The organism is Labrenzia sp. 011, from assembly GCF_003075075.1.
GTDB lineage: Bacteria > Pseudomonadota > Alphaproteobacteria > Rhizobiales > Stappiaceae > Roseibium.
Genome location: NZ_QCYM01000018.1, coordinates 12,130 through 38,585 on the forward strand (window position 1 = coordinate 12,130; position 26,456 = coordinate 38,585).

At 58.0% G+C, this 26,456-nt stretch carries 28 protein-coding genes; 4 read left to right on the plus strand and 24 right to left on the minus strand.

Going from position 1 to position 26,456, the window contains the following annotated elements:
- Nucleotides 1-1,137: 1,137 nt before the first annotated feature.
- Genes aztC through aztA form a run of 3 tightly spaced genes read right to left on the minus strand, consistent with a single transcriptional unit; the run spans nt 1,138 to nt 3,839 of the window.
- A complete protein-coding gene (aztC, locus tag DCO57_RS17215; protein WP_116700148.1) occupies nt 1,138-2,172 on the minus strand; it encodes a zinc ABC transporter substrate-binding protein AztC in 1,035 nt (344 codons plus the stop codon).
- Between the two features lie 18 nt (nt 2,173-2,190).
- Entirely contained in the window at nt 2,191-3,063 is an 873-nt protein-coding gene (aztB, locus tag DCO57_RS17220) for a zinc ABC transporter permease AztB (protein ID WP_116700149.1), read from the minus strand.
- Nucleotides 3,063-3,839 (minus strand): zinc ABC transporter ATP-binding protein AztA, encoded by a 777-nt coding sequence (gene aztA, locus DCO57_RS17225; RefSeq protein ID WP_116700150.1) that lies wholly within the window; start codon nt 3,837-3,839, stop codon nt 3,063-3,065. The genes aztB and aztA overlap by 1 nt, the downstream gene beginning before the upstream one ends.
- 105 nt (nt 3,840-3,944) lie before the next feature.
- Here aztA and DCO57_RS17230 point away from each other — a divergent pair, with 105 nt between their 5' ends.
- The 4 genes from DCO57_RS17230 (at nt 3,945) to DCO57_RS17245 (ending at nt 6,861) form a co-directional block, all read left to right on the plus strand.
- Nucleotides 3,945-4,364 carry a Fur family transcriptional regulator gene (locus tag DCO57_RS17230; protein WP_244287964.1) on the plus strand — a complete coding sequence of 140 codons (420 nt, stop codon included), beginning with the start codon at nt 3,945-3,947 and terminating at the stop codon, nt 4,362-4,364.
- Nucleotides 4,357-5,544 carry a GTP-binding protein gene (locus DCO57_RS17235; RefSeq protein WP_116700151.1) on the plus strand — a complete coding sequence of 396 codons (1,188 nt, stop codon included), beginning with the start codon at nt 4,357-4,359 and terminating at the stop codon, nt 5,542-5,544. Before DCO57_RS17230 ends, DCO57_RS17235 begins: the two co-directional genes overlap by 8 nt.
- On the plus strand, nt 5,544-6,554 hold the full coding sequence (locus DCO57_RS17240) for a GTP-binding protein (RefSeq protein ID WP_116700152.1): 1,011 nt from the start codon (nt 5,544-5,546) through the stop codon (nt 6,552-6,554). Before DCO57_RS17235 ends, DCO57_RS17240 begins: the two co-directional genes overlap by 1 nt.
- A 67-nt stretch (nt 6,555-6,621) precedes the next feature.
- On the plus strand, nt 6,622-6,861 hold the full coding sequence (locus DCO57_RS17245) for a nitrate reductase (protein WP_244287965.1): 240 nt from the start codon (nt 6,622-6,624) through the stop codon (nt 6,859-6,861).
- Nucleotides 6,862-7,083: 222 nt separating this feature from the next.
- Here the strand turns inward: DCO57_RS17245 and DCO57_RS17250 are convergent, their stop codons facing one another.
- From DCO57_RS17250 to DCO57_RS17345, 21 genes are all read right to left on the minus strand, one after another.
- Nucleotides 7,084-7,584: an RES family NAD+ phosphorylase gene (locus DCO57_RS17250; protein ID WP_116700153.1), complete on the minus strand. Its 501-nt coding sequence runs from the start codon at nt 7,582-7,584 to the stop codon at nt 7,084-7,086.
- Between the two features lie 2 nt (nt 7,585-7,586).
- Nucleotides 7,587-7,937, minus strand: coding sequence for an MbcA/ParS/Xre antitoxin family protein (locus DCO57_RS17255; protein ID WP_116700154.1), 351 nt, complete (start codon nt 7,935-7,937; stop codon nt 7,587-7,589).
- A 123-nt stretch (nt 7,938-8,060) separates the two neighbouring features.
- Complete coding sequence (gene traI, locus DCO57_RS17260) at nt 8,061-9,119, minus strand: TraI/MobA(P) family conjugative relaxase (RefSeq protein ID WP_165814776.1); 1,059 nt, start codon at nt 9,117-9,119, stop codon at nt 8,061-8,063.
- Nucleotides 9,120-9,136: 17 nt separating this feature from the next.
- Nucleotides 9,137-9,469, minus strand: a complete 333-nt coding sequence (locus tag DCO57_RS17265) for a hypothetical protein (protein ID WP_116700156.1) — start codon at nt 9,467-9,469, stop codon at nt 9,137-9,139.
- Entirely contained in the window at nt 9,466-10,677 is a 1,212-nt protein-coding gene (locus DCO57_RS17270) for a DUF5710 domain-containing protein (RefSeq protein WP_116700157.1), read from the minus strand. Before DCO57_RS17270 ends, DCO57_RS17265 begins: the two co-directional genes overlap by 4 nt.
- A gap of 53 nt (nt 10,678-10,730) precedes the next feature.
- Nucleotides 10,731-10,931 carry a hypothetical protein gene (locus tag DCO57_RS17275; protein ID WP_116700158.1) on the minus strand — a complete coding sequence of 67 codons (201 nt, stop codon included), beginning with the start codon at nt 10,929-10,931 and terminating at the stop codon, nt 10,731-10,733.
- Nucleotides 10,928-12,793, minus strand: coding sequence for a type IV secretory system conjugative DNA transfer family protein (locus DCO57_RS17280; protein ID WP_116700159.1), 1,866 nt, complete (start codon nt 12,791-12,793; stop codon nt 10,928-10,930). Before DCO57_RS17280 ends, DCO57_RS17275 begins: the two co-directional genes overlap by 4 nt.
- 6 nt (nt 12,794-12,799) lie before the next feature.
- Complete coding sequence (locus tag DCO57_RS17285; protein ID WP_116700160.1) at nt 12,800-13,756, minus strand: CpaF/VirB11 family protein; 957 nt, start codon at nt 13,754-13,756, stop codon at nt 12,800-12,802.
- Between the two features lie 80 nt (nt 13,757-13,836).
- The gene (locus DCO57_RS17290) at nt 13,837-16,239 is read right to left on the minus strand and encodes a hypothetical protein (protein ID WP_116700161.1); all 2,403 of its coding nucleotides are present in this window, start codon (nt 16,237-16,239) and stop codon (nt 13,837-13,839) included.
- A gap of 91 nt (nt 16,240-16,330) precedes the next feature.
- Complete coding sequence (locus tag DCO57_RS17295; protein ID WP_116700162.1) at nt 16,331-17,431, minus strand: TrbI/VirB10 family protein; 1,101 nt, start codon at nt 17,429-17,431, stop codon at nt 16,331-16,333.
- Between the two features lie 2 nt (nt 17,432-17,433).
- On the minus strand, nt 17,434-18,417 hold the full coding sequence (locus tag DCO57_RS17300) for a TrbG/VirB9 family P-type conjugative transfer protein (RefSeq protein WP_116700163.1): 984 nt from the start codon (nt 18,415-18,417) through the stop codon (nt 17,434-17,436).
- Nucleotides 18,414-19,133: a VirB8/TrbF family protein gene (locus DCO57_RS17305; RefSeq protein WP_116700164.1), complete on the minus strand. Its 720-nt coding sequence runs from the start codon at nt 19,131-19,133 to the stop codon at nt 18,414-18,416. The genes DCO57_RS17300 and DCO57_RS17305 overlap by 4 nt, the downstream gene beginning before the upstream one ends.
- The gene (locus DCO57_RS23580) at nt 19,133-19,300 is read right to left on the minus strand and encodes a hypothetical protein (protein WP_165814777.1); all 168 of its coding nucleotides are present in this window, start codon (nt 19,298-19,300) and stop codon (nt 19,133-19,135) included. Before DCO57_RS23580 ends, DCO57_RS17305 begins: the two co-directional genes overlap by 1 nt.
- Before the next feature lie 44 nt (nt 19,301-19,344).
- Entirely contained in the window at nt 19,345-20,361 is a 1,017-nt protein-coding gene (locus DCO57_RS17310; protein ID WP_116700165.1) for a type IV secretion system protein, read from the minus strand.
- 2 nt (nt 20,362-20,363) lie between these two features.
- Nucleotides 20,364-21,185 (minus strand): hypothetical protein, encoded by an 822-nt coding sequence (locus tag DCO57_RS17315; protein ID WP_116700166.1) that lies wholly within the window; start codon nt 21,183-21,185, stop codon nt 20,364-20,366.
- A complete protein-coding gene (locus DCO57_RS17320) occupies nt 21,167-23,518 on the minus strand; it encodes a VirB4 family type IV secretion system protein (protein ID WP_116700167.1) in 2,352 nt (783 codons plus the stop codon). The genes DCO57_RS17315 and DCO57_RS17320 overlap by 19 nt, the downstream gene beginning before the upstream one ends.
- Nucleotides 23,518-23,841, minus strand: a complete 324-nt coding sequence (locus tag DCO57_RS17325; protein ID WP_103225583.1) for a hypothetical protein — start codon at nt 23,839-23,841, stop codon at nt 23,518-23,520. Before DCO57_RS17325 ends, DCO57_RS17320 begins: the two co-directional genes overlap by 1 nt.
- A gap of 14 nt (nt 23,842-23,855) precedes the next feature.
- Entirely contained in the window at nt 23,856-24,194 is a 339-nt protein-coding gene (locus DCO57_RS17330) for a TrbC/VirB2 family protein (RefSeq protein ID WP_116700169.1), read from the minus strand.
- A 13-nt stretch (nt 24,195-24,207) separates the two neighbouring features.
- Nucleotides 24,208-24,669 carry a hypothetical protein gene (locus DCO57_RS17335; RefSeq protein ID WP_116700170.1) on the minus strand — a complete coding sequence of 154 codons (462 nt, stop codon included), beginning with the start codon at nt 24,667-24,669 and terminating at the stop codon, nt 24,208-24,210.
- On the minus strand, nt 24,666-25,424 hold the full coding sequence (locus tag DCO57_RS17340; protein ID WP_133192699.1) for a conjugal transfer protein TraL: 759 nt from the start codon (nt 25,422-25,424) through the stop codon (nt 24,666-24,668). The genes DCO57_RS17335 and DCO57_RS17340 overlap by 4 nt, the downstream gene beginning before the upstream one ends.
- Nucleotides 25,418-25,762 carry a hypothetical protein gene (locus DCO57_RS17345; RefSeq protein WP_116700172.1) on the minus strand — a complete coding sequence of 115 codons (345 nt, stop codon included), beginning with the start codon at nt 25,760-25,762 and terminating at the stop codon, nt 25,418-25,420. The genes DCO57_RS17340 and DCO57_RS17345 overlap by 7 nt, the downstream gene beginning before the upstream one ends.
- Between the last annotated feature and the right edge of the window lie 694 nt (nt 25,763-26,456).

Here is a 26,456-nt window from a genome sequence, read left to right on the forward strand (position 1 = left end):
ACGCGGATCGTTCCAATGGCCGTCCTTGGAATAGGACTGTGTTACTTTCGCGCTGTTCGAAAGCCTGGCCGCGAGCACGTCAACCTGATGAAGAGTTCCATCTTCGGTCAGCGCATATCCGAACCGTCCGTTGGCCGGATCCAGGACGAAATCGACACGGCGAAACGGCAGTTCGATATAGCGGAAATTAGGGTCATCGACCGGATCGATGACCACCATGCCGGATGCGCCGTAGTTGCCAAGGAACACCTGGATGCTTTTTGAGCCGAGCAATGTGCCCGTCGTCTGGCCAGCGGGCAGATCGTCCGGATATTCCAGCATTTTCATAACCGGTCCGTCCGGCCCGGCGGTCACAGTGAGAACGCCTTCCGCACACCCAGTCGCAAGGTACGCGCCGGAGAAGGCCTCGCCGTGAATGCCGGTGCAGGTAGCCACGTCGCCCGCAGGTGTTCCGTCCTGATTGATGGCCTGCAGCCCAATCCGCGTGGGCAAGGCGTCGCCTTCAACGGGAGCGTCTGAAGCGACGGTTGTCACCCAGCCACTGCCGATGGGCGCTGCAAAACCATGGTGGGCACGCTCCTGCGGAAGGCGGCTGGTTTCCAGGTCACCATGGGAGAGTTCGTGCGTGTCCACGATCTCCACATAGCCACCTCGGTCAAGGTTGATGGCAACCTTGCCGCCATGATCGATGACGTGAAACGGTCGTGGACCGGTCAGCATGGTCTCCAGAGCGGTCGGCTCGGTGACATCGATGTCGGCATGATCGCCATGCGCGTGCAGCTCAATTCCGCTGTTGATGAAATGAACCGCATCGTCATTGAACTGGACTGCCACGATCGCAGCGCCGTCGTTGACGCTGTAGAGCTTGTTCTGGCCTGTGGTCTCGAAAGTCCAGCGCTTGTCCGGATTGTCCAGATCGAAAGCGGTGATCCTGGGGGCGCTATGGTCACCGACGAAAACACGGTAAAGCGTCACGTCTTCATGGTCGTCAGGCTTATCCTGGGCCACACCGGGGCCCGACAGGATGACGGCCATGCCCATACCGAAAGCGAGTTGCCGCAGCATTTATTTTCTCCGTTGTAATTCTGTTTCGCGAATGGCTGAAGGAATGAGCCGTCAGCCCGGGTAGGGACCAATTCAGTCCGCGCTGATCGCTTTTGTGATGGTGTCCGTGTTGTGCTGCATCATCTCGATGTAGGTCGCGGCGGGACCCGTCCCGTCTGACAGGGCATCCGAGTAAAGCGTGCCGCCGATTTTCAGTCCCGTTTCGCTGGCGATCTGCTCGATCAGCCGTGGATTGGTGATGTTTTCCACGAAGATGGCCGAGGCCTGATCTTCCCTGACCTGCCTGATGAGTGCCGCCACATCAGCCGCCGAGGCTTCCGACTCCGTCGATACGCCTTCGGGGGCGAGGAACTTCAAACCGTATTCGTGTTCGAAATAGCGGAAGGCATCATGGGATGTGATGATCGTACGCTTGTCTTCCGGAATATCCGCGACCGCCGCTTTGATCGTGCCTTCAAGAGCCTCGAGCTCTTCTGCGTAGGCTTCCGCATTGGCCATATAGGTACCGCAGCCCGCAGCGTCGGCTTCACAAAAGGCGTCAGCGATGTTCTTTACATAGACTTCGGCATTGTGCACCGATTGCCATGCATGCGGATCGAACTCGCCGTGATCATGATGGCCGTGTCCGTCGGCGTGGGCATGCTCTGCCTCATGGTCATGTTCGTCGTGGTCATGCTCATCATGACCGTGTTCTTCTTCCTTGTCATGGTCGTGCCCCTCTTCGCCGGCATGACCGTGATCATGATCGTCGTCTGCACTGCGCAGCACTTCGCCGCCCTTAGTCAGTTCGACGATCGGAGCCTTTGTGCCACTTGCTTCCACAAGGCGCTGGAGAAACCCCTCGAACTGCAGGCCGTTGACCAGCACGATGTCGGCACCGGCGACAGCTGCCGCGTCGGCAGGGCGCGGTTCGTAAACATGGGCGTCGCCATTGGGGCCGACGAGGGTTGTGATCTCGACCCTGTCACCACCCACATTCCTGGCAAAGTCGGCGATGATCGAAAAACTGGCAACGACCTTCAGAGTTTCGGCGCTCGCGGTTGCAAGTGTCGCGGGGAACAGTGCGAAGGCACTCACGGCAGTGGCAAGCATCAGCAATCTAGGCATAAGGGTACTCCGTTTCATTCAAGCGGTTCGGTGGGATTTGGACTGCAGGCGCGTGGCGAAAAGACCGCGCGGTCCCGTGAAGATCGATACGATGTAGATTGCACCGGCCGACAGGATGATCGCCGGGCCGGAGGGAAGAGAGGCGTGATAGGACATCAGCAGGCCGGATACGCATGAGGCGATGCCGAAACCAACCGCGAGCAGGCACATCGGCAGGACGCGGATTGTCCAGAAGCGGGCGGCGGCGGCCGGGACCATCATCAGGCCGACAGACAAAAGCGTGCCAAGGGCCTGAAACCCTCCCACGAGGTTGAGCACAACGAGCCCCAGGAAAACGAAATGCACCGGTGGCCCGAGACGGGAAACCGAACGCAGGAAGAGCGGGTCGAGGCATTCCGCGACAAGGGCCCGCCAGAACAATGTCAATGCCGCCAGGGTCGCGAAGGATATCCCGCCGATCAGACCCAGTGCCTCGTCGTTGAGGGCGAGCACACTGCCAAAGAGCACATGCATCAGGTCGACGTTGGAGCCGCGGAGAGATACGATGAGCACCCCGAAAGCGAGCGAAATCAGATAGAAAGCTGCCATGGAGGCATCTTCCTTCTGGATCGTCATGCGCGATACCGCGCCGGCGCAAAGAGCAACGATTATGCCGGCGAACAATCCGCCGAGTGTCATCGGCACGATTTCGAGACCATAAAGCAGGAAGCCAACCGCCGCGCCGGGCAGCAGGGCATGGGCCATCGCATCGCCGGTGAGACTCATGCGGCGAAGCATGAGAAAGACGCCGACGGGACACGCGCTTATCGACAGGAGCGTTGCCCCGAGCAAAGCGCGTTGCATGAATACAAATTCCGTGAAGGGAGCGATGAACCAGTCATACAGGGACATCAGGCAACGCCCTGTCTGTGACCGGCATGATCGTGCCGGTAAACATCTCTGGAGCCGCACCACGGCGCATCCTCGTCCCATGCCTCGTGGAACTGGCGTGCGCGCAGCAGATTTTCCGATGAAAGGGTTTTGCGCGCGTTGCCCCAGGCAACCGGGCCGCGGGCAAGAAGCAGAGCGTGGGGAAAATGTTCACGCACCAGGTCAAGGTCATGTACGACGACGAGAACCGTTCGGTCTTCACCGTGCCAACGCTTGATCAGCTCGACCAGATCCGCAACCGTCTTGGCGTCTATCGCGTTGAACGGTTCATCCAGAAGGATCAGGTTTGCGTTCTGCACCAGAACTCTGGCAAACAGCGCGCGTTGCAACTGGCCGCCGGACAGCGTGTCGATCGCCCGCGTCTCGAAGCCTTCCAGCCCGACCGCGGACAGGGCTTCGGCAACTGCGGCGCGATCTTCCTTCCGGTGGCGGCCGAGCAGGCCCCGGCGCGGCCACAACCCAAGTGAGACCAGGTCGATGACCCGCGCGGGAAAAGTACGGTCAAGCTCGGACTGTTGCGGCAAGTAGGCCACCGTGATGTCCGCGGAAATGGCGCAACGTCCCGACATCGGCTTCAGGATGCCGACTATTCCCTTCATCAAGGTCGATTTTCCGGAACCATTGGCGCCGACGACAGCCGTGAGCGACCCTTTTTGCACCACCCCATTCAAGTGATGCACCGCCGGATGGCTGTTATAGCCCAGGGTCAGATCCTCGAATGTCACGCAGGCCGGCATCGGCAAACTCCTGTGGCTCACCGTCGATCCGGCTTGACGAACCAGTATGTTATGTTATTACATTCGTCAACAATAATGTTATATCATTACTATCGCGGCGCTTCCATGCAACAAACTGCCCGTAAGGAAATGGATGAGCGAAAAGGCGGCCGGAACAGCCAGCTGGTTTTTGAGGTTCTGGCCGGTTCCGACAGGCCGATGACCGCCTATCAGCTTCTTGCCGTGTTGCGCGGACAAGGGTTAAAGGCGCCTCTCCAGGTGTATCGGGCCCTTGACCAGCTCATTGACGAAGGCCTTGTCCATAAAATCGAAAGCCTGAGCGCCTTTGCCTTGTGCACCCACTGCGAAGCCGCCAGTCACGAGGGGGCCGCTTTCACCATATGTGTGAAATGCGGGCGGACGGAGGAGATTCATGACACCGCTCTCGGGAGGCTGTTAGGCAGGCTTGCCTGCAAACAGGGGTTCCGGACAACGTCGACGACGGTCGAGCTGTCGGGTGTGTGCGAGGCCTGTTCAAATGGATAGCACGCCAGTCTTCCTGTTGACCGGTTTCCTCGGGGCGGGCAAGTCGACTCTTCTCAATCGGTTGTTGTCGGATCCGGAATTTGCAGACACCGCTGTCGTCATCAATGAGTTCGGCGACGTTGCGATCGACCACGATCTCGTCCGCGCAGGTAAAACCCAGGTCGTACGTTCGACAACCGGATGCATGTGCTGCACCGCCGGCAGCGACATCCGCACGACCCTTTATGAGCTCCAGACCCTGGCGGAAAAAGGCGAAATCGCCCTCAGGCGTGTCATCGTCGAAACGACGGGACTTGCCGATCCCGCTCCACTGATAAACGACCTCATCCCCGGTGGTTCGCCTGCTGTCGGATTGCGCGATCATGTCGTCGCCCGCAATTTCGCGCTCGCCGGGGTCGTGACGCTTGTCGATATTGAAACGGGGGAAGCCGCAATCGACAACCATTTCGAGGCGATGAAGCAGATCGCTTTCGCTGACCGGCTGCTGATGACCAAGACAGACCTTGTGCGCGATGGGGGCTCGACCGAAGGTGTCGCCCTGTTCAGGACAAAACTCGCCAACGCGAACCCTGCCGCACAGATTTTCGACGGCAAAACGTCCGATTTCAATCCGTCGATGCTCTTCCAGGCACGTGCCTATGTACCCGCATCGCTCGGCGATGACGTCATCGCATGGCTGGCCCTTGAAGAAGCGGTTCGCGCAGAAAAGCCCCGGGCCCATGGACAGACCGGCGCCGGGCAGCAAGCTGTTGACCGGCATGGCGATCGCATCAGGACCTTCACGTTGATCCGGGAGGAGCCGGTCGTGCCCGCAGCGTTCCGGAAATTCATGGGGCTGGTATCGGCCGCCGCAGGACCGCGCCTGCTGCGCGTGAAGGGAATTGTCAGCCTCTCGGACGATCTCACCCATCCGCATGTCGTGCATGCGGTTCAGCATATGGTTCATCCCCCCCGGAAGCTCCACGCCTGGCCGAATGAGGATCACCGCACGCGGCTGGTTTTCATCACCGACGGCATTGATCCCGAACCGGTGCAAAAACTTTTCGTTGCCGCGTTGGACAACCAGCCGTCTCGTGTCTACCGGCGCTTCACCGACCTCGGTTCAGGCCTGAAAAACCTGTTCCACGCCGCAGTTACCCGTCCGAAACGCGACGAGACGCGCAAAATGGAGAACTCTTGATGCCCGCTGAAACCGCCGTGCCTACACCCGTGACCGTTTTGACCGGCTATCTGGGTGCCGGAAAAACCACTCTGCTAAACCGGATTCTTACAGAAAACCACGGCAAACGGTATGCCGTGATCGTCAATGAGTTCGGCGAAGTCGGCATTGACAACGATCTGATTGTCGGGGCCGAGGAAGAAGTGTTCGAAATGAACAACGGCTGCATCTGCTGTACGGTCCGGGGCGACCTGATCCGTATCATAGAAGGCCTGATGCGTCGCACGGGGGCATTCGATGCAATCCTGATCGAGACAACCGGCCTGGCAGATCCTGCTCCGGTGGCGCAGACATTCTTCGTTGACGACGACGTGCGCCGCAAGACCAAACTCGATGCCATCGTTACCGTCGTTGATGCCAGGCACTTGCTTGGAGAAATCGATCAGGCCCATGAGGCGCAGGAACAACTGGCCTTCGCCGATATCGTTATCCTCAACAAGACGGATCTGGTGACGCCAGAGGAACTGGCTTCCGTTGAAAGCCGGATTCGCAAGATCAATCCGACTGCCGCCATCAGGCGGTCTACGCGCTGCGATGTCCCCCTCGATCAGATACTCAATCGCAATGCCTTCGATCTCGATCGTATTCTTGAAGTGGAGCCGGACTTCCTTGACGGCCACCACCATCATCACCACGACGGTCATGTCACCAGCTTTTCCCTGGTCAGTGAAGAGCCCCTCGACCCGCAGAAGATTCTGCCGTGGGTTCAGATGATAACGCAGCAATACGGCATGGACATCCTGCGGATGAAAGGCATTCTTTCGTTCAAGGATGACAATGACCGTTTCGTTGTCCAGGCTGTCCATATGCTTCTGGAGGGAGACCACCAGAGGCCCTGGAAGGACGACGAGCCGCGCGTCAGCCGCCTTGTATTCATTGGCCGTAACCTGCCAAAGGACATTATCGAGGACGGCTTCATGAAATGCCGGGTAGAGCCCGTCCCCATCGCGATTATGAATGCGCAGGCCTGAAGCTGATGGTCGCAAACCGGGGTCTCAGGAACTCAATCAGCCCATCGGGACAAGCATGAAGAAGTTCATGAATCCGTTTGCACCGAGCCGATATCTTCCCGAGAAAGCCTCGCAGATCAAGGAATGGGTGCGTATGCGCCATGGGCTGGGCGACGATGTGGTGGTGGCGGTGAGCGAACTTGCCTGTCGGGACTACGGATGTCCCGACATCGAAACCGTCATCGGCATCATGCGCCCCGGCGAGAAAATCGAAACCATCCGGGTTCACAAGCCGATTGTCGATATCGAGCGTGACGACTTCAAATAGGTGGACGTGTCGCGCGCGAACTTTGTCTTCGGGGACATCGCTCACTCCTCAATTTGGGGCAACAATGTCTCTGAGGCGTTGGTGCAGGGATAAGATTTCAACGTTTTGCGTCTATGCGGCGGGGACCGAAAATGGCTTGATTGGTCCAGCATGCCGCACAAACATAACGCCGTCTGTCGCAGAATCGTCCAATATCCACAATTCAACTTGGGCTTCTGTCGCTCAGGACAACCGATCTTCGTCATCGATCAGTTCCAGCCGCGAAGGGGCATTCGTGCCCCATCTCCAAAGCACCAGATTCATGTCACCCGGGCCAGATCCCTTGACGAAACTTCGCACACGCAGCCCGTTGTAGCCATTTGCAATCAGCTCACGCGCGAACCGCTGCGTCCGCGCCTCGCCCGTCGTCCTCATCTGATCGCGCCAGGTCTGATCGGCCAGAGCAAGCTCATCAAAACCCGCCGTGCGGAGTGCAGTCGTGTCGCTGGTATCGAAGACCATCTCGATTTCGGCGCGATAGCAAACGAGCGTCGTCGGCTGCAAATCGCCAACCTGATTGGCTTCCCGCAAGGCAGTCAGTACCGATATTGATGCATACAGCGCGGGCACACCCTTGGGATTGAACCGGCCGCCATAGAGTGCGGCGCCGCGCCCTGACAGCGGTTCCCGCGCATAGACCGGATTGAGCGCTCGATAGAGTTTTCCGGAATAGGTGTACGTCACGGTCAGGCGTGAACCCCGGCGTCGACGGCATCAATGAAGTCAAGCACCTCTTCGGCCCGTCCATCTCGCACCAGTTGCATGGCTGTCTGCCCGGAAAATCCTGGCAGCGGCTCGGAACGAAACCAGGCATAGGCCATCAGGGCGGAACCGAAGCGCGGTTCGACCTTGTTGACGATCTCCACCATTTCGCGCAGGCGACGCTGTGTCTTGTCGGAACACACCCGATCTTTGCGTTGCACCGCATCCTTGCCAAGACCAACTGTGCGCGCGATTTCCTCGCTTGTCGTACGAAAGGCCCTGGCAATCTTGTTCGGCGCGAACAGTCCATGATCCGAATAGGCTGCGAGATCCATGACATTGCTCCACGTATATGCCGTTATTACTGACGTAATATAGCGTCATTTTGAGCGGCATTCAAGAGCGGTTCAATATTCCCCAATGGTGCATAGTGCGGCCGATGCGGCAAACGACTGCGCTCACCGAGACAGACCTTTCGATTTCCGGGGTCTGATCTGCCGGGTTTTGATCTTCTTCGGATCCTTCCCGGAGATGATTTGCAAATAGGATTTCTGCAGCTCGAGCGCTTCGCGGGCTTCGGCATCGACACCGGCCTGTTGCTCCAGAAACCGGCGCCACGATAGGCGTTTTCCGTTCTGACCGCCTGTCATGCGTTTCCAGGCCGGATGATGTTCAAGGCGTGGATCGAGCGGACGGCGGCGGTATTTTTCCTCAGGCTTCCGGTTGCCGCGGTTCTTGTCGGGTTGGAACGGGCCGTATTTCTCTTCCAGCTTTTTCCGGGAGAGCTCACGGTCAACGCTGCTGGCTTTTTCCATCGTCCCGGTCCTCTTGTCCCGGAAGACAAAACCGTTGCCGCGTTTTCGAAGCTCCACATCATAGAGCGCGAACCCGTCATGCAGCTCCTCCCAGGAATTGGATCGGTGGTGGACCTCCAGCAGGGCGTCGCGGTGTTCCTTGAGGTATCCGGAGAAGGATTGCTCCCAGGAGTTGGCCTCCTTGTCCCGGGCCTTCTGGTTGTCGCGTTCGTTGTGCATACGGTCTTTATCCGGGCCGCGGCCCTGGACCACCTCCAGGCCGTGTTTCTTTTCCAGCTCGGCCGCGGTCTTTTGCAGGATCTGGAAATCGCGGAATGGGGTGTGCATCCGGAAGGTTTCCGGATGCACAAGATTGAACTGGATATGCATGTGGAAGTTTTCGGTGTTGATGTGGGTGCCGACCACGCGCTGATGATCTTCCAGGCCGAGGGCCCTGGCGAACTCCTGTTCGATATCCTTCAGAACATCGATGTCGGGTTTTTCACCTTCGGCAAATGACACCACCAAGTGGTAGTTCGGATCTGACTTGCTGCGAGAATTCAAGCCTTGCGTCGCCCGGATCTCCGCGATGGCCGTGTCCAGGTCATCGATGCCGTCGCCGGCCTTGCAGTTGGAAAGCCAAAACTGATCGAGCTTTTCACCCTTCTCCTTTGCACTGGCGATGTATTTGGCGAGGGACTTGGCACCCAAGGATCGTTTCATCGCAGTTTTCTTGGCGATCATGATTGGAGCTCCGCAATCCGAGCTTTAATCTCGGCCTGCGTATGGCGAATCTCGCCCAGAAGCGTTTGCATCTGACGGCTGACGTGACCGTCAACGGTCTCGTTCAAGCCTTTCAAGAGCAGGTTGCCCAAACGCGCCTGGTCTGCGTTCACGGACAACAGATGCAAAATCATTTGGTCTTTCGACCGGTCCGGGAATTTCCCGGTTTCAAGTATGCGTTCGGCAACCTTGGAAACGGACATGTGTGTCCGTTTCGCATGGCTTGTGATCCGCTCGTGAATCTCAGGATTGAGGTAAGTGATGAGCTGGATACGCCGTGTTTTTTTCACCGTGACCTCTCCAGCTCGCGCCCGAGCCCTTTTTCCTTGCCTAAACCGCGCGCCTGTTCCCGCTGCATTTGCACGAAGGAATCGCGCAGCGCCGTGAGCAGGCCTTTTTCACCGCGGAACTGTTTCAGGTCGTTCCAATCAGTTGCCCCGCGCTCCTTTTCGGCTGGCGTAAAACTCGGAGCCAGCACCTTGCCGCCAACCGCCTCGGCGGCGCGCTGCGCGCACTTCAGGCCCTTGTTGGGCAGGGGCGGATTTCTGTTTGGCAAATGATGATCGTCATCGGCCGCGATCAGAAGATTTGCTTTCGGGAATTTCTCGCGAACAGCCTTCGCGGTGGCCACCAGGTTGTCACCGTCAAAGGCAATAGCGGTCGGCAGGTTTGTCGCCTTATGAACATCCGCGCCGGTGGCGTAGCCCTCGCCGATAACGATGGTCAGTTTGTCGCCTTTGTCTCGGCCGCTTTCCAGATCCTTGCCCGGGTCAATCGTGTGAAAAAGCCCGTCTTTTCGGCCATTTTTCAGGTAGATTTTATCATCGCCAACAAACTGCAGCGACCAGATGCGGCCGTTTTCGTCGCGCAGCGGCACGACCATCCGGCCATCGTCGGCCACTTTCACGCCATAGCCGCGAACAGTCTTCCGGGCGAGGTACGGGCAATTATCAGGAGTGGCCCAGGACTTCAGGTTGGTCCAGATTCCAAAGGCCCGTTTGGCTGTCGTTTCCTGTTCCTTGGCCCGCTCACGCTCGCGGTCCTCCCGGTTCTGAGCGGCTTCGGCGACAAGGCGATGCTTTTCTTGCTGTGTCAGGCCGTCCCCTTTGGAGATCCACTGCAAGGGAACTTCATCGCCCTTGAAGTTCTTGAACTGGCCGTTCGGAACACCATCCAGAAAGCCGCGATAACTGGCGTTGGTTTCCTTGCCATCGCCGGCGAGCGCTATGCGGTGCCACTTCCCGTCCATCTCCGGCAGGCCTTGCAGCTTGGCACCGTTGTCACGCAGGAAGTTAGCAAAGGCTGTGCGCGGATCCTCGCGGGGTTGCTCCTGCTGGTTTTCCGGCAGGAACTGTTTCAGCGTGTCCGGAACCTCCGTGCCTTTGACAAACCAGGCCTTGGCCTTCTTGTCCCAAAGAGCACCGGCTTCATCTGCGATCTGGCGCTGTTCGTAGGGAACGGCCAGGTAAGTTTTTTGAATGGGTTGTTTGTCTGCCATGGCGGAAAACTCCTTGAACGAAAGCGGGGTAGAAACGTGAGCTGCTGTGGCGGTCAGTCGAGGAACACGCCGTCGACCTCGACCGGTCCGGCGTAGGCGCTGGTATCCTTCGGCCAGAGTTCAACGCCATCGGTGTTGATGACCGTGATATGCTGAAGCGGGGAATCGTTGGTGAGGTAGCCGCCGATAATTTCGATATCGCCGTAGAGGCGCTGAACGGCTTCAAGCCGTGCGATTGCTGTGCTGATCTTCATGAGGAAACCCTTGTATTAGACGACGGGAGAGAAGGAATTGAAGTGGGGGAGGCGAGCGGGATTTTGGCCCTGGCCTGAAGGTCTTCGTTCTGGAAATAGAGGACCTGGCGGCCATAGATGGCCGGACGTCCGGCAACAAAAATCAGCATGTCGCCGGCACGGGTAACCTTGCCGCCGCTACCCACCTGGATCCCCGGCAACGACATGCACTCATCGGGGGTCAGAAGCGGCCTGGCCACCTCCATCAAGGTTTCGGAATAGTTGGTGCCGATTTTCCCGGTTGTGTGGCTGGCCGAGGTTTTTTTCTGAACCAAGGTGGTCTTGCCGGCCATGTCCGACAGAACCCGGGCTGTCTCCATCGTGTTCGGCGCGTAGGCAATCCGGACATGACAGTTGGAGACAATCGACTGTTCCCGGCCATAGGCCTTCTGCAGTTGAGTGAGGTCCTGAACGATCACGAATGCCTTCAGCCCATAGCCGGCCATGAAGGCAATCGCCTTTTCGAAAATCTCCAGCTTGCCGACAGACGTGAACTCGTCGAGCATCAACAGCATGCGGTGCTGATAATGCTTGACGGAGCGGCCATCCTTGAAGGCCATGTGAGAGGTGAGGCGGGTCAGGAACTGGTTCAGCAGGATCCGCACCAGGGGTCGCAACCGGGCGATGTCGGAAGGCGGGATGACGATATAAAGGGTTGCCGGCTTGTCGCCGTTCATCAGATCGGTGATGCGGAAATCGGATTGCGATATGTTGCGGGCCACAATCGGGTCGCTGTAAAGCGCAAGCTGAGACGTACCGGTGGAGTGAACGCCAGAACGCTCGTTGCTGGACCGCTTGCGCATACGGGCAGCGCCAAGACGCACTTCGTCATTGACGACTTCCCGGCCGTGCTCATAGCGCTCCATGTCCTTCAGGAGCCGGTCGAAACTGTCGTCTTCCTCACCATCTTTCTGTCCATGCTTCTGGCCGAACGCAGCTTTCGCCGCCGCTGCCACGGCCTGTTCGCTGATGGACTTTGGATCCTCATCATCACCGATCGACATGAACGCGCGCACGTCTGCGAGTGTCGCGGTGCGGTTTTCGGATTTTTTGATCCGGTAAAGAACATGCAAGATTGCGGTGCAGAGCCAGCCGTAGCCTTCCTGCATCCAGAAATCCTTCAGGCCGGTGCCGTCCGGATCGATGATCATGATGGCAATGTTCTGGCAGTCAGCGATTTCGTGGTCGGTTCCAACCCGGACTTCCGCCAAGGGATTGTATTTGACCGATCCACGATCAGCTGCCGGGTCGAACCGGTAGATCCGCTGACCCTGGCCTGCGCGCCAGCCAGCGGTTAAAGCGTAGTTCTCACCCTTGATATCGAGAACGAGCGCGGATTCTTCCCAGGAGAGCAGGGTGGGTAAAACCAGGCCAACACCCTTACCTGAGCGGGTAGGGGCAAAAGCCAATACATGTTCCGGGCCATCATGGCGCAGCATCTTGACGCCTCGCCGCATCGGCCAGCCGCCAACGACAACACCCGTCTCTGACAAAAGGCCGCTTTCCTTCACGTCCTTGAGGACTGCCCAACGAGCCGTGCCGTGGATGTCTTTCTGCTTCCGGCCGCCGAAGATCGTTTTCGACCGGGCGCCAGAAGCGACGATCGCGCCGATCAGCATCAGTATCAGGAAGGCTGCGAAACCAGCGTAGGCCGGCTGAAGAACTTCATTCGGAAATCCGCGGGCCTGCCGCCAGAATTCCAGAAGCCATTGCCACCAGGCGGGCTGAAGGGGATCAAAACCAAGCGTGTAGTACCAGCCGGTCAGCGTCACGCCGACCAGAGCACTAAATGCCAGTACGGCAAACAAGCGCATCAGATGCATGGCGGATCACGCGGCCTCGACGCTCATAGCCTGACGGTCGCGCAGCACGTAACGGTCATTTTTCATCTCGTAGATATCGGAGATAAAACGCTGGCCTCTCGGATCGCGTTTGATGTGCACCACCAGATCGACAAGACGGCGCATAAACCCTTCCGCATCCGGCAAGGTCTGACCGGCAGCATTGATGTTCTCCTGGAACCTGGCGGGAACAAGTTCGGCACTTTCCGCATGCACCGTGCACATCCAGCCCCGGGCGCCGGTATTGAGAACATTGAGCGCTGCAAAGGCGTTCTGGGTCGAGATTTCCCCGAAGAGAATATTGTCCGGAGAGATACGCATCTTGTGATCGTAGAGCTGCTGCCAGGTTCTCAGACCCGCCCCCTGCGCCGTATCGCGAGCTGCCAGCAACGAAACGCCGTTAAAGAACCGGCCAACTTCGAGCTCGGGCGTATCCTCCGCGCTGACCACGCGCCTGTCATCCGGCAGATAGGAAAGCAGATTGTTCAAGAGCGTTGTCTTGCCGGTGTTGGTCGAGCCGGAAATCGCGATGTTGTGCTGCTGATCGAGAGCCGATTTCAGGTAGTCGATCATGTCGGCGGTAAGGCCCATGTCCTCAAGGGTGATCCGGTGCGGATGTTTGCAACGGATCGCCAGCGACAGGCCGGACACAACGGAATTGCCGAGCAGACATTCAAAACGATGACCGCCCGGAAGGACCGTCGAAAGCTGCGGCTTGGCAGACGGGTCGAATTCCAACCCCTTCATGTTCGCCAGCGCCCGGCAGATTGTCTTGACCCGATGAAGGGTCAAAGCCGGCTCATCGACTTCCACGATGCGGTTTTCCAGATCGCGGCGCTCCACGATCAGCTTGCCCGGTTCCCTGGTCCGGATTTCGACAACCTGTGAAGCGGCGTAATGCCGGGACAAGGGCTCGAGAATTTTTTCAAGAAGGACATTGGACATGATGCCACAAACCTCAAAACGATAGGCGAGGGGGAAAAGGCGGGGCCCGCTGCTTGGGACCCCGCCGGGAGATACGGGCCTTAGCTGCCGGTAACGGTGGTGCTCCAGCTGACCGTCGTCCAGGACGAGTAGGTCACCGCACCGGTCGGATAGGTGACCTTGGTCCGCTCATCGTTCTGGTGGTAGAAGATGACCTTGTTGGACGGATGGTTACAGGTGGCTTCCGGGCCGCTCTGGCCCAACACCGAGTAGGGGCCATTTCCGGAGTAGGTTTTCCCTCCGCTGCCGCAGCCGTTGCTGACGGCGAACGTCTTTCCCGAGCCGTCCTTGACGGTGGCTCCGTAGCCCTTCACCGCCAGGTTGATCTTCATGTTGTTCAGCGTGCGGGTCTCGACCGTCCGGGTGCATTTGTCCCCGTTGTTGATGGTCGCTCCGCTTCCCGAAGGCTTTGAATAGCTCGATCCGTCCGGACGGGTGTAGATCTTGCTGCGCTTGGTCGGCACCATTTCGGTGCACCCGTTGTAATATTTCGCCGAATAATCCGGCGTGTCCTGGTTTTCGACGAAGGAATAGCCAACCGCCGACGTGCCCGGCTGCAGGTAGGACGTTGCGATTGCGAAGGTCTTGCCGTTCACATTGATCGAAACGTCCACGAGCTGCTGTGCGCGAAGTTCAGAGTCAATGTATTTCCAGCCGTTCGGACTGACCGAATGGATGAACTTCTGATCGTTCTTCTGGCAGGCGGTCACATAGGTTCTCTCCCGGCCCGGAACGTCATAGTAGTAGCGCTCCAGACCATAGGAAACACCGGCGGCAAGATCGTGATCGAACGATGCGGGATCGTCGCAGCCGTTCACGGTCGAATAGATGCCGAGCATGTTGGCTTCGTCCGGCTGGCAGCCCGCGATGATTTCCGATCTTCCGTCCACGGTGATTTCAGTGCGGTACTGCCGCACGGCCTGGCCGCTCGCCAGATCAACAATCGGAGAACAAACATCGATGCCGTTTTTATCGAACACCCGCTCGTGCGTGTAGACGGTATCCGTGGTGATACAAGGAGACGCCTGGAAGAGCTGTCCCTCGTGCTCATAAGTCCACATCGCCATTTCAGTTGAAACGCCGGCACCAAAATCATGCTGCATGGAACAGCCATTCGGCTCGGCTCTCATCTGGATCGGTTCAATGGTCTCGGACGGCGCGCATTCGCGCACGCTGACTTCAACCCCGTCATCGTTGGTGTAGAGAAGCGAGGTGTTGACGATGGCCCGGCCGTTGTCGAGGTCGAAATCGAACGTGCAGTTCTGCTTTTCCTCGATCTTGAATGCCTGCTCTTCGTCAGGCATGCATTCGCTGACCTTCTGCCGGCTTGCCTTCTCGTCGATGTAGGAAAGCGTGTATTGCGCATGAGCGATGCCCGCTTCCAGATCGACCGCATCCGAACAGGAGCCATATTCCCGCTCCATCTCGAAAACGGTCTGCGAGGGCGCGCACTCGCTGACTGCAACGTTCTTGCCCGTCCGGTCCCGATAGGTCAGACGTGATAAAAGCGTGACACGCTCGTTATCGAGATCGACCTCCGGTTTGCAATCGTCACTGGATTGCGAAATCGCGAACGAGATCGACTGATCCGGCTGACAGGCGGCCAGGTCGTAACGCGCACCCTTGTTGTCATTGTAAAAGCTGGCATATTGCGGCCGGGCGACAAGACCGGCCTCGTCAACCAGATCCTCGCACGTCTCGTAATTGCGCTGGATATTCCAGACAATGCCGTTGGGCGAGCAAGCCTCGGTCTCAGTGACAATACCGTCCTCGAGCGTTTCGGTCTTGGCTGTCTGGCGCACGATACCGTTTGCCAAGTCGATCTGCGGCTCACACCCTTCCGTCGAGACGTTGATCGTCATGTTCGGATCGCGTTCTTCTTCCGGCTCTTCTTCTTCCTGAGCAAGCCGTTCGGGCGTCTCGTAGCCTTCTGCAATCGGGTTCTCACTGCCGCCGGCTTCGTCAACGCTTGTATCGTCCTCGACGGTGTTTTCCTTGTCTTCGAGCTCTTCTTCTGGCTCGGCCTCTTCCTCTGTTGCCGAAAGCTGAGCGACAGCCTGAACAAACTCAGCCTCGTCCCCATCGACGGAAATTGCCGTGGTCGGCAGAAGCCGATTGCTGTCGACGCCAAACTGGCTGGTGAAGTTGTCGGCCTCCAGATCAACAAAATCCGTGTCTTTCTTGAGCCTGGTGACAACCACCTGGGCGATTTCCTCGCCATTGACGCTGACTTTGCGGGTGAAGCCTTCGGCGGTGATGCCGCTGATATCGACCGCCTCTGCCGTATTCGGCTGCGCATTGAACTGCAGCTGGACCGGTACGGCGTTGTCGGACGACAATTCCGTTTCCAACGCCGGCGACACGGTGAAGAGGTTTTCCTTGATCAGGACTTCCCCTTCTCCGGCAACCGATGACGTGGCCGGGACGGTGGATGCTTCCGGCACTGTCTGTGCCTGAGTTAGAGCGGTGGATGACGCCAGGACGAGCGCCAAAAGGCCGCAAGACACTATTTGAGTGTATCGCATTCCAGTCTCCTTAATTTTGGGGAGGGTCGGCGAGGTACCAGTCAAACTTCGGGCGCACCTGTACGCGGGTGCCCTGGGCTATCCGGATGACTGGTTTGAGATCCACTGTGTCCTCCAGGAGGGCAGCAGTGATGGTTCCAATATTCTCGCTCGCCCCGGACAGGCCATTGGCGACAATGTTGGAATTCGAGGAATCGATTTTCTGCGAGCCTGAGACGGCCGCCTCGACAGCGGTGCCGATGCCGGTGGTCAGGATGGCGGAGCCATATTTCTCCCAGAAGCGGGAGTTCACTTCGCCGGACAGGCCAGCATAGCCTTGCGCATCGCCAATATGGGCTTTGAGCTGATAGATTTCCGCGCGGCTTTCGCCGAGCAGGATCCGGCTGCACGAGAAGCCAACACGGGTCTGTCCAACCTTATCGACCGAGGCGTATTCGCAGATCATCCGCGAGCCCTTCGGCACGAGCTTGGTGCGGCCGTGATAGCCATAGACATCCCGGCTGACCTGAACGACAACGGAACCGTTGTCGGCAAGCTGGCTGTTGATGCCGCTTTCCAGGATGCCGGTGATGTAGCGGTCAGCCGTCAGGATCCGCGTATTGTCTACCGCGCCGGTCGAATAACGCGGCGGCGCCGAATAGCGGTCATTCTCGGGATCGATGCCCTCAGGCGGTGGGAACCCGGGCAGATTGGCATTCATCGGAGCGGGGCGGTTACCGGCGTCGGAAAAATCCCCCGTGATATCCGCGCCCGCAAGCTGCGACTGCTGAGCTGCCCGCTCTCTGAGAGCCGTTTGCAGCATCAGCTCGTATTCGGTCGGCTGACGCGGCACCGCCTTCGGCGGCTCGATGTATTGGGTGACCGTCTGTGTCCGGACGACTTCTTTCGTCTCGACAACAGGTTTTTCAACCTCCCGAATGACCTCCTTTTCGATGATCACCGGCGGCATGGTGACCACCTTCGCCTGAACTGGCGGTTTCGGCGGCTCGGGCTTTTCGTAAGAGAAGACGGCCGGATCACTGGCGGGCAAACCGCGCGGATGAACAGGCTCCGGCCCACAAGCACCGCCGAAGGTCAGGCCGAGCGCTGCCAAGATCTCGCAGACGGACATGATCACTGGCCTCCCGTGTACTGGATGCACATGAAGGACTGGCCGGACTTGAGGGTGATCAGGCGGTGGGTGCTTTCGACAATGAAGGTGGTGCCCTGGACGCGGGTGTTGACCAGCTCATCAATGCCGTCGACCACGACATAGGCGGTCGGCAATTCCAGATCGTTCCATTTTTCGCCGAACTGGATGTAGGTGAAATGATCATCCCGGAAGACTTGTTCCGGACGCAGCTTCTTGTCGCCCCAGAGCTTGTAGTTGTTCCAGCCCCGCAAGGCGGCCGGATCGAATTTTTCTGTCTTCAGGAAATCCGTAGATCCATGGGTCGCAACGGCGGCGTTACCATTCGGCAAGGGGTTGCCCCTGGCGTCGAACTCCACAAAGGACATGCCTGCGCTCTGCGGGCCAATGATCCGGAAAGAGACATCCGGAACGGACTTGGAGTTGATGCCTTCGGCGCGCAGGTAGAAGGAATAGACATCGCTGTCTTCGGTGTAGACCAGCATCGAGCTGTCGACACCGGCCCCGGTCGGTTTCACCGCCAGAGTATTGTCCGAGCGCTTCTTGACTTCGAAACGGGAACTGTCGCCGAGGTCTGCCGACTTGATCTTGACGCCCTTCGGCAACTGAATGGCGCTGACCATGTATTGCCGCAGGCGGACCTTGTAGACGCAATCACCGCAATAGTTCTGGACGTGGATCCCCTGCTTTTTGCCCGGGCGCGACCAGGCTTCCTGAATCTGGCCGCCGATGCTGTCAGGACGGGCGAGGGGGCCGAAGTTGCCGGCGGCCTGGGCCTGGGCCTGCGGCACGGAGCCAACCGGAAGTGTGGAATTGACAACGGAGTTGGCGGCGGCAACCCGCTGCGTCGGGGTTGTGGGCATGGTGGCGCTGCTGGGCGTTGCCGGGCCTTGTCCGAGCGGCGTTTGTGCGAGGGCCGCGCTGGTGATGGCAACGGCGGCGAAAAGAACAGAAAACCGGAAAATCATTTGGAAGCTTGCTCCTTGATGGACATGCCGAGCACGCGAATGCCAAGCGGGTTCTCGAACCGCTCGGCCGCGGTCACGTCATGGGGGCGGGGGGTCATTTCCAGGAAGGCACGCAGATGCCGGCGCTTGGGCTGTTCGCGGCCGATCCTGTCTGTCTGAAGAAACTCGACGACATAGAGATAGACGCCGTCATAGGCATCGACCTGATAGGCGCCCTTGATCGTGATAGAGCGGTTGAGGCCGTCCTCGATCGCCTGTTCGATGACGGTCTTGTTGGTGGACAGATAGTCGTTGAAGAAACCGGCGTCGGAATAGGTCCGGACTTCCGCAAACCTTGTGTCCTGGGTAGTGGCATGGATGGTGAGGATCTGGCGCACATAGCGGCGGGCCAGCTTTTCAAGCATCAGCTCGAAGCCATCGACTTCCATGGAAATCGGTTCGACACGGTAGATCCGGTCATCGCTCGGATCGGCACGCAGAAGCGCGATTTCGGTTTCTTTAAGCGGTACCAGCGACACAAGGGCCTGGATGCTTGCCACCACACAGATTGCCAGCGCGACATTCGTTCCAACCGACAGGCGCAACAGCCAGGCCATGCGCCGGTGAGCGGTTTTGTAGGCAAACGGATCCGCTTGCAGGATGTTGGCGTGCTTTGGCTCCGGCTTGACCTCCGGAACCGTCGCCGAACTCGACCTGGAAAGAGACATGAAAGCCATCAGGCGGCCTCCACCCACTCGAAGGAACCAGGTTCGAATTCGATTTCCGCACAGGCACAAGGCGACTTGCGCATCTTGTCGATACCATCCGGTTCAATCGGCATTTCCACCTGCGCGCAGCCGGAAACCAGCCAACCAAGGCACAGGGCGAGTCTGAGGTGTTTCATGAAAGAAGACCCTTTGAGAGAGGAAGGAAGGGGGAGCTTGGCGATTACGAACCGCTGGAATCGATGATCCCGCCTGGAGCCGAACGCGAGGATTCCCAGGTTTTTCTGTGCATGAAGTCGCCGAGATTACCGGCAGCCCCCGCCGCTGTTCGACCGGCCGAGGCACCAATGGCGGCCCCGCGAATGGCACCGGCAGACATGATGCCCGCGGACACCGTTCCAAGAACCGAGCTCGACACCTGTCCGGCAATATTGACGGCCTCGGAAATCAGTGCAGCCCCAAGCCAGCCCATGATCATGGCGAGCAGGAATTTGCCGCTGGTCAGGTCGATGTAAGTCTCTGGGTCCACCTCCGCGTCAGCGGTAACGCCAAGACCTTTGACACTGGCGATGACCAGCGAAAAAACCATCGTGACGCAGAGCATGGTGACGATCGAACCGATGATCGTCCGCACGCCGGCACCAATCAGGTTACGACCGAACGGGAAGGCAGCCATGCCAATGAGAAAGGGCGAGACGCCCAGGATGAGTGTGAGCCGGAAGAGTGAGACCGACGTGTGCGCAAGAAACAGAACCAGCAGAATGACGTAGGGCAGCAGAAGCGCCACACCGTAGAAGGTGTTTACGATTTGCGTGCCCCAGCTTCCCGATCCCATGATCGTGGTGGCAATGTTGAAGACACCGCCTATGCCGGTCTCGACGGCCAACAGCAGTGCATCGAGTCCGCTGAGACCGGCTCCACCGCCATCCATCATGGTGCTGGAAAGTCCGCCCATGACATTGACGCACGCGTCGAACACATCACTGATCAAGCCACCATCGACACCTTTGTAGACCCCAAAACCGAGCACCATGAAGATGGCTTGTTTGAGCGCGCCCGCGAAGTCGAGCGTCCCCAGAAAGACCTGCATGCCAGCCCAGAGAATCCATCCACCAACAAGGCTCAAGATGATCGCCTGAAACGGACCATGGACGGCATTTACGAGGGATCCGAGGGTGGTATCGGCATGGGCCTGATACGCGGAGAAAATCTCGCAGATATTGCAGGAGGAAGCTGCCATGGCTATTCGGCTCCCTCTTCGTTGTATTTGCGCTCTTCGGCGATCTCGCTCATCACGGGAACACCGTTGTTGAGAGCATCGGATGCCTGGATCTTCAGCATCTGAGCGAGGATCTGATTGGTTTGTGCCGTGGCAACCAGCTGCGCGACTTCAAGCTCGATCAAGACCTGCAGGCGGGCATTGACCGTCTGCGCACCTTCCCCAGCGCTCTTGTATTCCTGGGCAGTCTCAAGAGTTTTGACGGCCGTCTCATGAGCCTCGTCGGACTGCGCCAGCCCTTTGACGGTAGCATCCGTAATCGTCGCAATCCGGTTCTCATGAACCGATTTCTGAACGTTGGCCTTTTCTTCCCAAGTTCCCGCAGTGAGCGATTGCGGAGTGGCGACCAGGCCGGACTTGTAGGCGTTGCCGCGCTCGCAGATCGAGCCGAAGTCCACCTCGTCAAATTTGATGGACGGCATGAGCCTATGATAGTCAGGAATGAGACAGGCCATGTCCCCGGAGACACTGGACGCCAGCGACTGGAAGTTCAGGGACGGAATGGAAAGATTGCCGAGCTCGCCTATGGACGACAGGGTTTCGTCGGCAATGCCCTTTACATCCTGCACCACCTTCAACTGGTCGGTAACGACAGACAGGCTTTCCTTGGCCGTATCCAGCTGGCTTTTCAAAGTGCCCAGCTGTTCCTTCATGTTGGCGAGTTGCTTCTGCATCTCGCCAATGCCCTTGACGTCGATGACGGCCATGGCCGCGTGCGCCGGCTCAACGATGGAAGAGGCCAGCAGAAGCCCGGCCAGAGCGGAAATCAGAGTTTTGCGAGCCATTGGTCACCCCATTGCTGCTTGGTTTGTTCCAGTTCCTTGACCGCGGAAGGCCCTGACCGGTAGAAGCGCAACGCTTCGCCCAGACCCGACAGGTCCACGTCCAAAATCGTGCTTTCGTTGAAATTCGCCGCCTCGAAGCGCTTCACCACGAGCACCTGACGCCCGCCCTTCATGTCGCCTTCGCCTTTGATGAAGGCGATTTGCTCATTCGACAGATTGAAGGGCTGAAGGTTCTCGGGCCTCGCTTGAGAGTTCGGCAAAAAGAACAAGGTCTGCGCGTTTTCGATCATGGCCGATGCGCCGTCGAACTCCAGCAGCGCACCCGGCTCCTGAAAGGCCAGACCGACAAGCCCGTTGAGCTTGCGGTATTCCTGATACATTTCTCGGACGACAGAGCGGAAACCGTTGTTGCGTAAAAGGTTCGCCGCCTCATCGATGAAGATGGAAAAACCGCCGTCGCCCTGTTTCGCGGCTGCGGAAATCGCAGCGGAGATATGCGCGACCACTGGCGGACCCAGAACCGGGTCCATCAGGGCTTCGTTCATGTTGATGCCAACAAGAAACGACTTTTGCAGAAACCCGGTGATCTGATCGCGCGGGGCGTTGAAGACGTGGGAGAACTGGCCTTCGGCTCCGTCCTCGCCGCTCACCCACTTGGCAAAGGCGCGGCGGATCTCCGAGCGAACCGGGAAGGCCGCACCATAAATGTTATCCAGCGTGCGCAAGCCCGGTTCCAGCTCGGCGGCCATGTCGAGCGCGGCATGAAGATAGTCGTCCATGTCGTCATCGAACGCTTCGCCAAGCATGGCTTGCAGGATCAACCGCACCCGGTGCCGGGCAGACTTGTCGTCCAGATCGATATCGAGAGGATTGAGAGCTAAGTCCTGATAGCCCTGATAGATCCCGCCGAACGCCTCAATCATGAAGCGCGCACCGTCCTTGGAATCGAAGACGTAGTTCCGCACGCCCTGGAACTTCGCGAGACCGCCAAGCAAATGAAGGATCAAGGTCGACTTTCCGCCGCCAGTCGGGGCGAACATCAGATAGTTGCCCGGCGATTGCGGTTTGTCAGAAACATGGAACTGGAAGGCGTAGTTCTGGCCCGTGGGGGTTTTGAACAGACGCACCGGGCGGTCGCCGAACGGGCTCGACCACAGACCGATCGGAGAGAACTGGAACGGCCACAGGGCCGCGACATTGCTCTCGGTGATCTTGAGAGGGCGCAGCAGCTTGTCCCGGCCGGGCATTCGATTGAACCAGGCGATAGCCGCACCGACTGTCTCGCAGCAATAGCGGATCCGCGCATTATCGAGGATGGACGTAACCTGATCGATGAGAGAGGCCAGCTCGGACTCATTGCGGGCCCGCACCGTGATCTGGAATTGCGTTTCCTGAAGCTGCCGGGAATTGTTGAGCAGATCTTCGTTGACCGCTTCCAGCTCCGCCAGGACAGCTCCGGTCCCGAAATAGTTGTGCTTCTGCTCGGTGATCTGGCGGGTAAAAAGCGCGATCTGTTTCGTGTTATCGAGTGGCCTGACAATCTGGCACACCTCGATCTCGCCGCTGAGGGCCAGAAGACGGGAAACTAACATGCCGGAAACCGTTTCCGGCCAACCACGCACGGCAATCACGCGATTGAACGTCTTGTGCGGTGTGAAGGTATCGATCGCGCCATCTGTCGAAACGTGAATGTCGGAGGCCGGAAGGTTGGCGCTGATCCCGGCGCTGAGACGCGCGATCTCAGGCTTCAGCTCGCCGCAGACCAGATAATTCAGAACACGTGTCAGCTCGCACGGTTGATTATGCTCCTGGGCGGCAGGCACCGGCCGGATGTTATAATCCGTGAACCCGCTCAACAGGCCACGAGACGTTTTTTCAAGTTCCGCGGAGGTTTTCGTTGTCAGAACCAGATACCAGACAAGCGAATAGGCGTTCTGGTAAAGCCGCTGTTCTGCCTCTCCTACCTCTTTCAAGGTCACGGACGGCCAGTCAGCCTGAAAGCTCACATCGCGGCTGCGCTTGATCCCAAAAACACGCAGCGAGGACCCGGCACCCAAGAACTGATGGAACGTGCTGGCGCGGCCCCTTGCAAGCGCTTCCTGCTCGCTGATGTTGCGTGTCTCATAGGAGAGACCGGACACAGAAAAGACGCGCACGAAAGACCCGTCTTTGAGAGAGACGGTCTGGTTGTCAGCAAGCAACTGGTCAAATTCCAGTTCGTTCGCAAGCCAGTCCTGCTCGACTTCGCCAAGCAGGTACTTGCGGCCTCTGGAACTCACCAGAGCGGCAGCGCCAACGGCGGCGGCGCCTGTCAAAAAGGTGCCAAGCAGCATTATTGAGCGGCCTTCTTTTTGGAGATTTTGAGCGGGTAGCCAGCGATCAGGCGGCGGACTTTCTTCGCCTGGAAGAACGTGGCCGGATGCAGCAGCAGGGACTCGCAATGCGGCTCTCGCCGGCGAAGCAGAATGATCCACGCGATGGCTGGCGGCGTCGTCAGGACGACAAGCGCAAAGCCCGCCGCATTCCCGGCCAGAAACCCGCCAGTGGCAGCACACAGAAGTTCACCGATCATCACCAAGGCAGCATGGAGCGGGGGCATGCCCAGGATCTTCATCGGCTCCTGAATGTGGAGTGCGATAGGGCTTTGCGCTTTCATGGCTTCGCCCCTCCTCAAGCTGCCGAGAGAAGGGCGCGAAGCGCGGTCGGGCCGAAGATCACGAGCGCGCCGGCGCCGACGAGCTGAGCAAGCCGCATGATGTCGATGCGGCCGGTGACCATGGCCCAGATGCCGTAGATGATGACGCCGACACCGATGACGGGCGCGGCAACACTGACCAAACCGCTTTCCAGGGATTGCAGCATGCTGGTCGCCGGCGCGGACCAGTCCTGTGCCATCGCCTGCGCCGGAAACAGCATCGAGGCGGATGCAATTGCTCTGATTGCAGCTTTATCAAAATCTACCTTAACGGGAGATCGTGGACAGAGTCCGAGTCTCTTCAGGATGTTCATTTTCAAAAACCCCTTATTTCAGGATGAGATAGAAGGTGGCGACTGCCAGCCAGTTGAAGGTGGCCAGCGCAGCGCAGGCCATGAAGTTCCAGCGGATCGAGCGGCGTATCTTGTCGCTCTCCACGGCGTGTTGTGCGACGGCGGAAATCACCGTCTGGATGCTGTCGTTGCCGAGAGAACCGGCAAGTTTCTGGATGGTCGAGGCAACGTCATCGACCTTGTGGTCGATAGCTTCATTCACCCCGGACACGTCGTTCTTGAATTGGAGAGAAACACGCTGGCGCTCGTCCTCGAGCAGGCTCTTGAGGCGGTCCCCGAAGGCGTTCAGGATCGCGACCACTGCCATTACCGGATCGTCCTTCTGGTAGGAAATCCCGGTTTCCCGATGGGCAACCTCAATTGCTTCATCGATCGTCATCTGTCTCCACTCTTCAGTGGAAACAGCATCGACCTTCTGAGCCGCGGCGGCGCTCATTCGGCGGCCTCTTGCGTGGCTGTTTCAAGGAAAGCGGCACCGTCCAGGCGCTCAATCGCCTTGGTCCAGTAGATCTTGAGCCGCTGGCGGGCCATCACATTGAAGTCATTCGACTGGATGGCTTCTTCGAAGGTCAGCTTCGCGCCCATCATGGCCCGGATGTCTTCGCCAAAGGTTCCAGGCTGGACTTTCGGATGGCACATCACTGCTGCAATGCGCCCGGCGTTTTCCTGATAGAGTTTGCTGTCTTCAAAGCTTCGCCCATCGCTGGCAACCGGCCCGAAAAACTCGTTTAGCCAGACGACTACCGGCACGTCCGGGAAATGGCCGAGAATGGCAAGCAGGCTATTAAATGTGTCATCGAGGGCCGCGCCACCACAAATCGGGCAATGGATGAAGACCCGGACATCAAACCCTTGCAGCAACTCAAACGCATTATTTTCAGCCAGGTATGAACAGGTGGCAATGAAAGAAGACGTGCCGGTGTCGATGACAGTGTGCGTTTCCCCTTCGCTTTCGAAAATCCGCGTCATCAAGTGATCGAAAAGGCGCGGGTTGATGTCGTCACCGTCCATGATCGGGATCGGCACTGCTTTTAGCCCCTTGATGGCAGAAAGCGTCGGCGTAGTCGGATCGAGGTCGATTGCCTGGACGGTGTGATCTGCGTAACGCAGATATTGCACGAGCATCGAAGACGTGAGGCTCTTGCCTGCGCCGCCCTTGCCCTGCATGACAATATGAACGGTCTTCACCACTGTTCCCTCACTGCATCAGAACCGGTCGGAACGGTAAACTTGCTGATTTCCGGGAGCGGTTTGCGGGTCTTACCCTGAGGCTTTGCAGGCTCTGGCAATGCCTTGTCATCCGGCTTACGAGCTGACCGCATGGTCGCGGTTTCCTCGGGAAAAGCCTCACGATAGACATTGCAGAAGGTGGAATAGCCGATGGTGACGACACCTTCCTTATTGAGCCGCGTCCACAACTGCAAAAGGTTCGGGCATTCCTTCGCGGTTTCGGCGATTTTTTCTTTGTTGGATCTGAACTCAAGGCGCGATTGGCCCCTTGGCGCCCGTCGTGGTTTCACAGACGACATGCGATTACTACGCCCCGCGAAGCAGAGCGCCCTTCTCATATTGACTATTGAATGTGGATAAGATGCTGTATTGGTCGCACTGCAAACCGCGATTCACGTACGGCTACGCCGCATACGCGACGCAAGAAATGCGACCAATACGAACAGGATGGTGAGTGTTGGTACCCCCTATGCGAGCATCAAAGGACTGTTTTGGTGTTCGCTAGGCTCGGACGATCTGATCGCCAAAAAAGATCGTCCGAGCCGCTAACAGGTCCATTTCTACAGCCTGCGATTCGCCTTGTATATACTTTTAAATACTTCTCACCGCGATTTTTCCACACTCATATTTTTGCGGTTAGCAAACCCTTAATGCCGCTGCGTATCAGCGGAAACGTTGAGCACCTGTGCGAATAAGCCCGAGATTCAAATGAGTTCCGAAGGATCGACATGCGAAGCTCTCATTTAGAAAGTGCCTCACTTTCTCTATCTTGCCCTCATTCTCTTAGGTTCGTTAATCCGCATAAACATGCAACAAAAGGCGTGATTGGTCTCTACTGTATTTAGTTGGCAATTGAAAGTCGGTACGAGAAAGTAATAGACTTTAAGAGAAACAATCCCTCAAGGTGACAAAAAAACACCCTTAAATGTGTGTGAGCGAGAAACTAGAAATCTTTATGTATCTGTTTTTATTATATTTTTAGAATTTATCAGC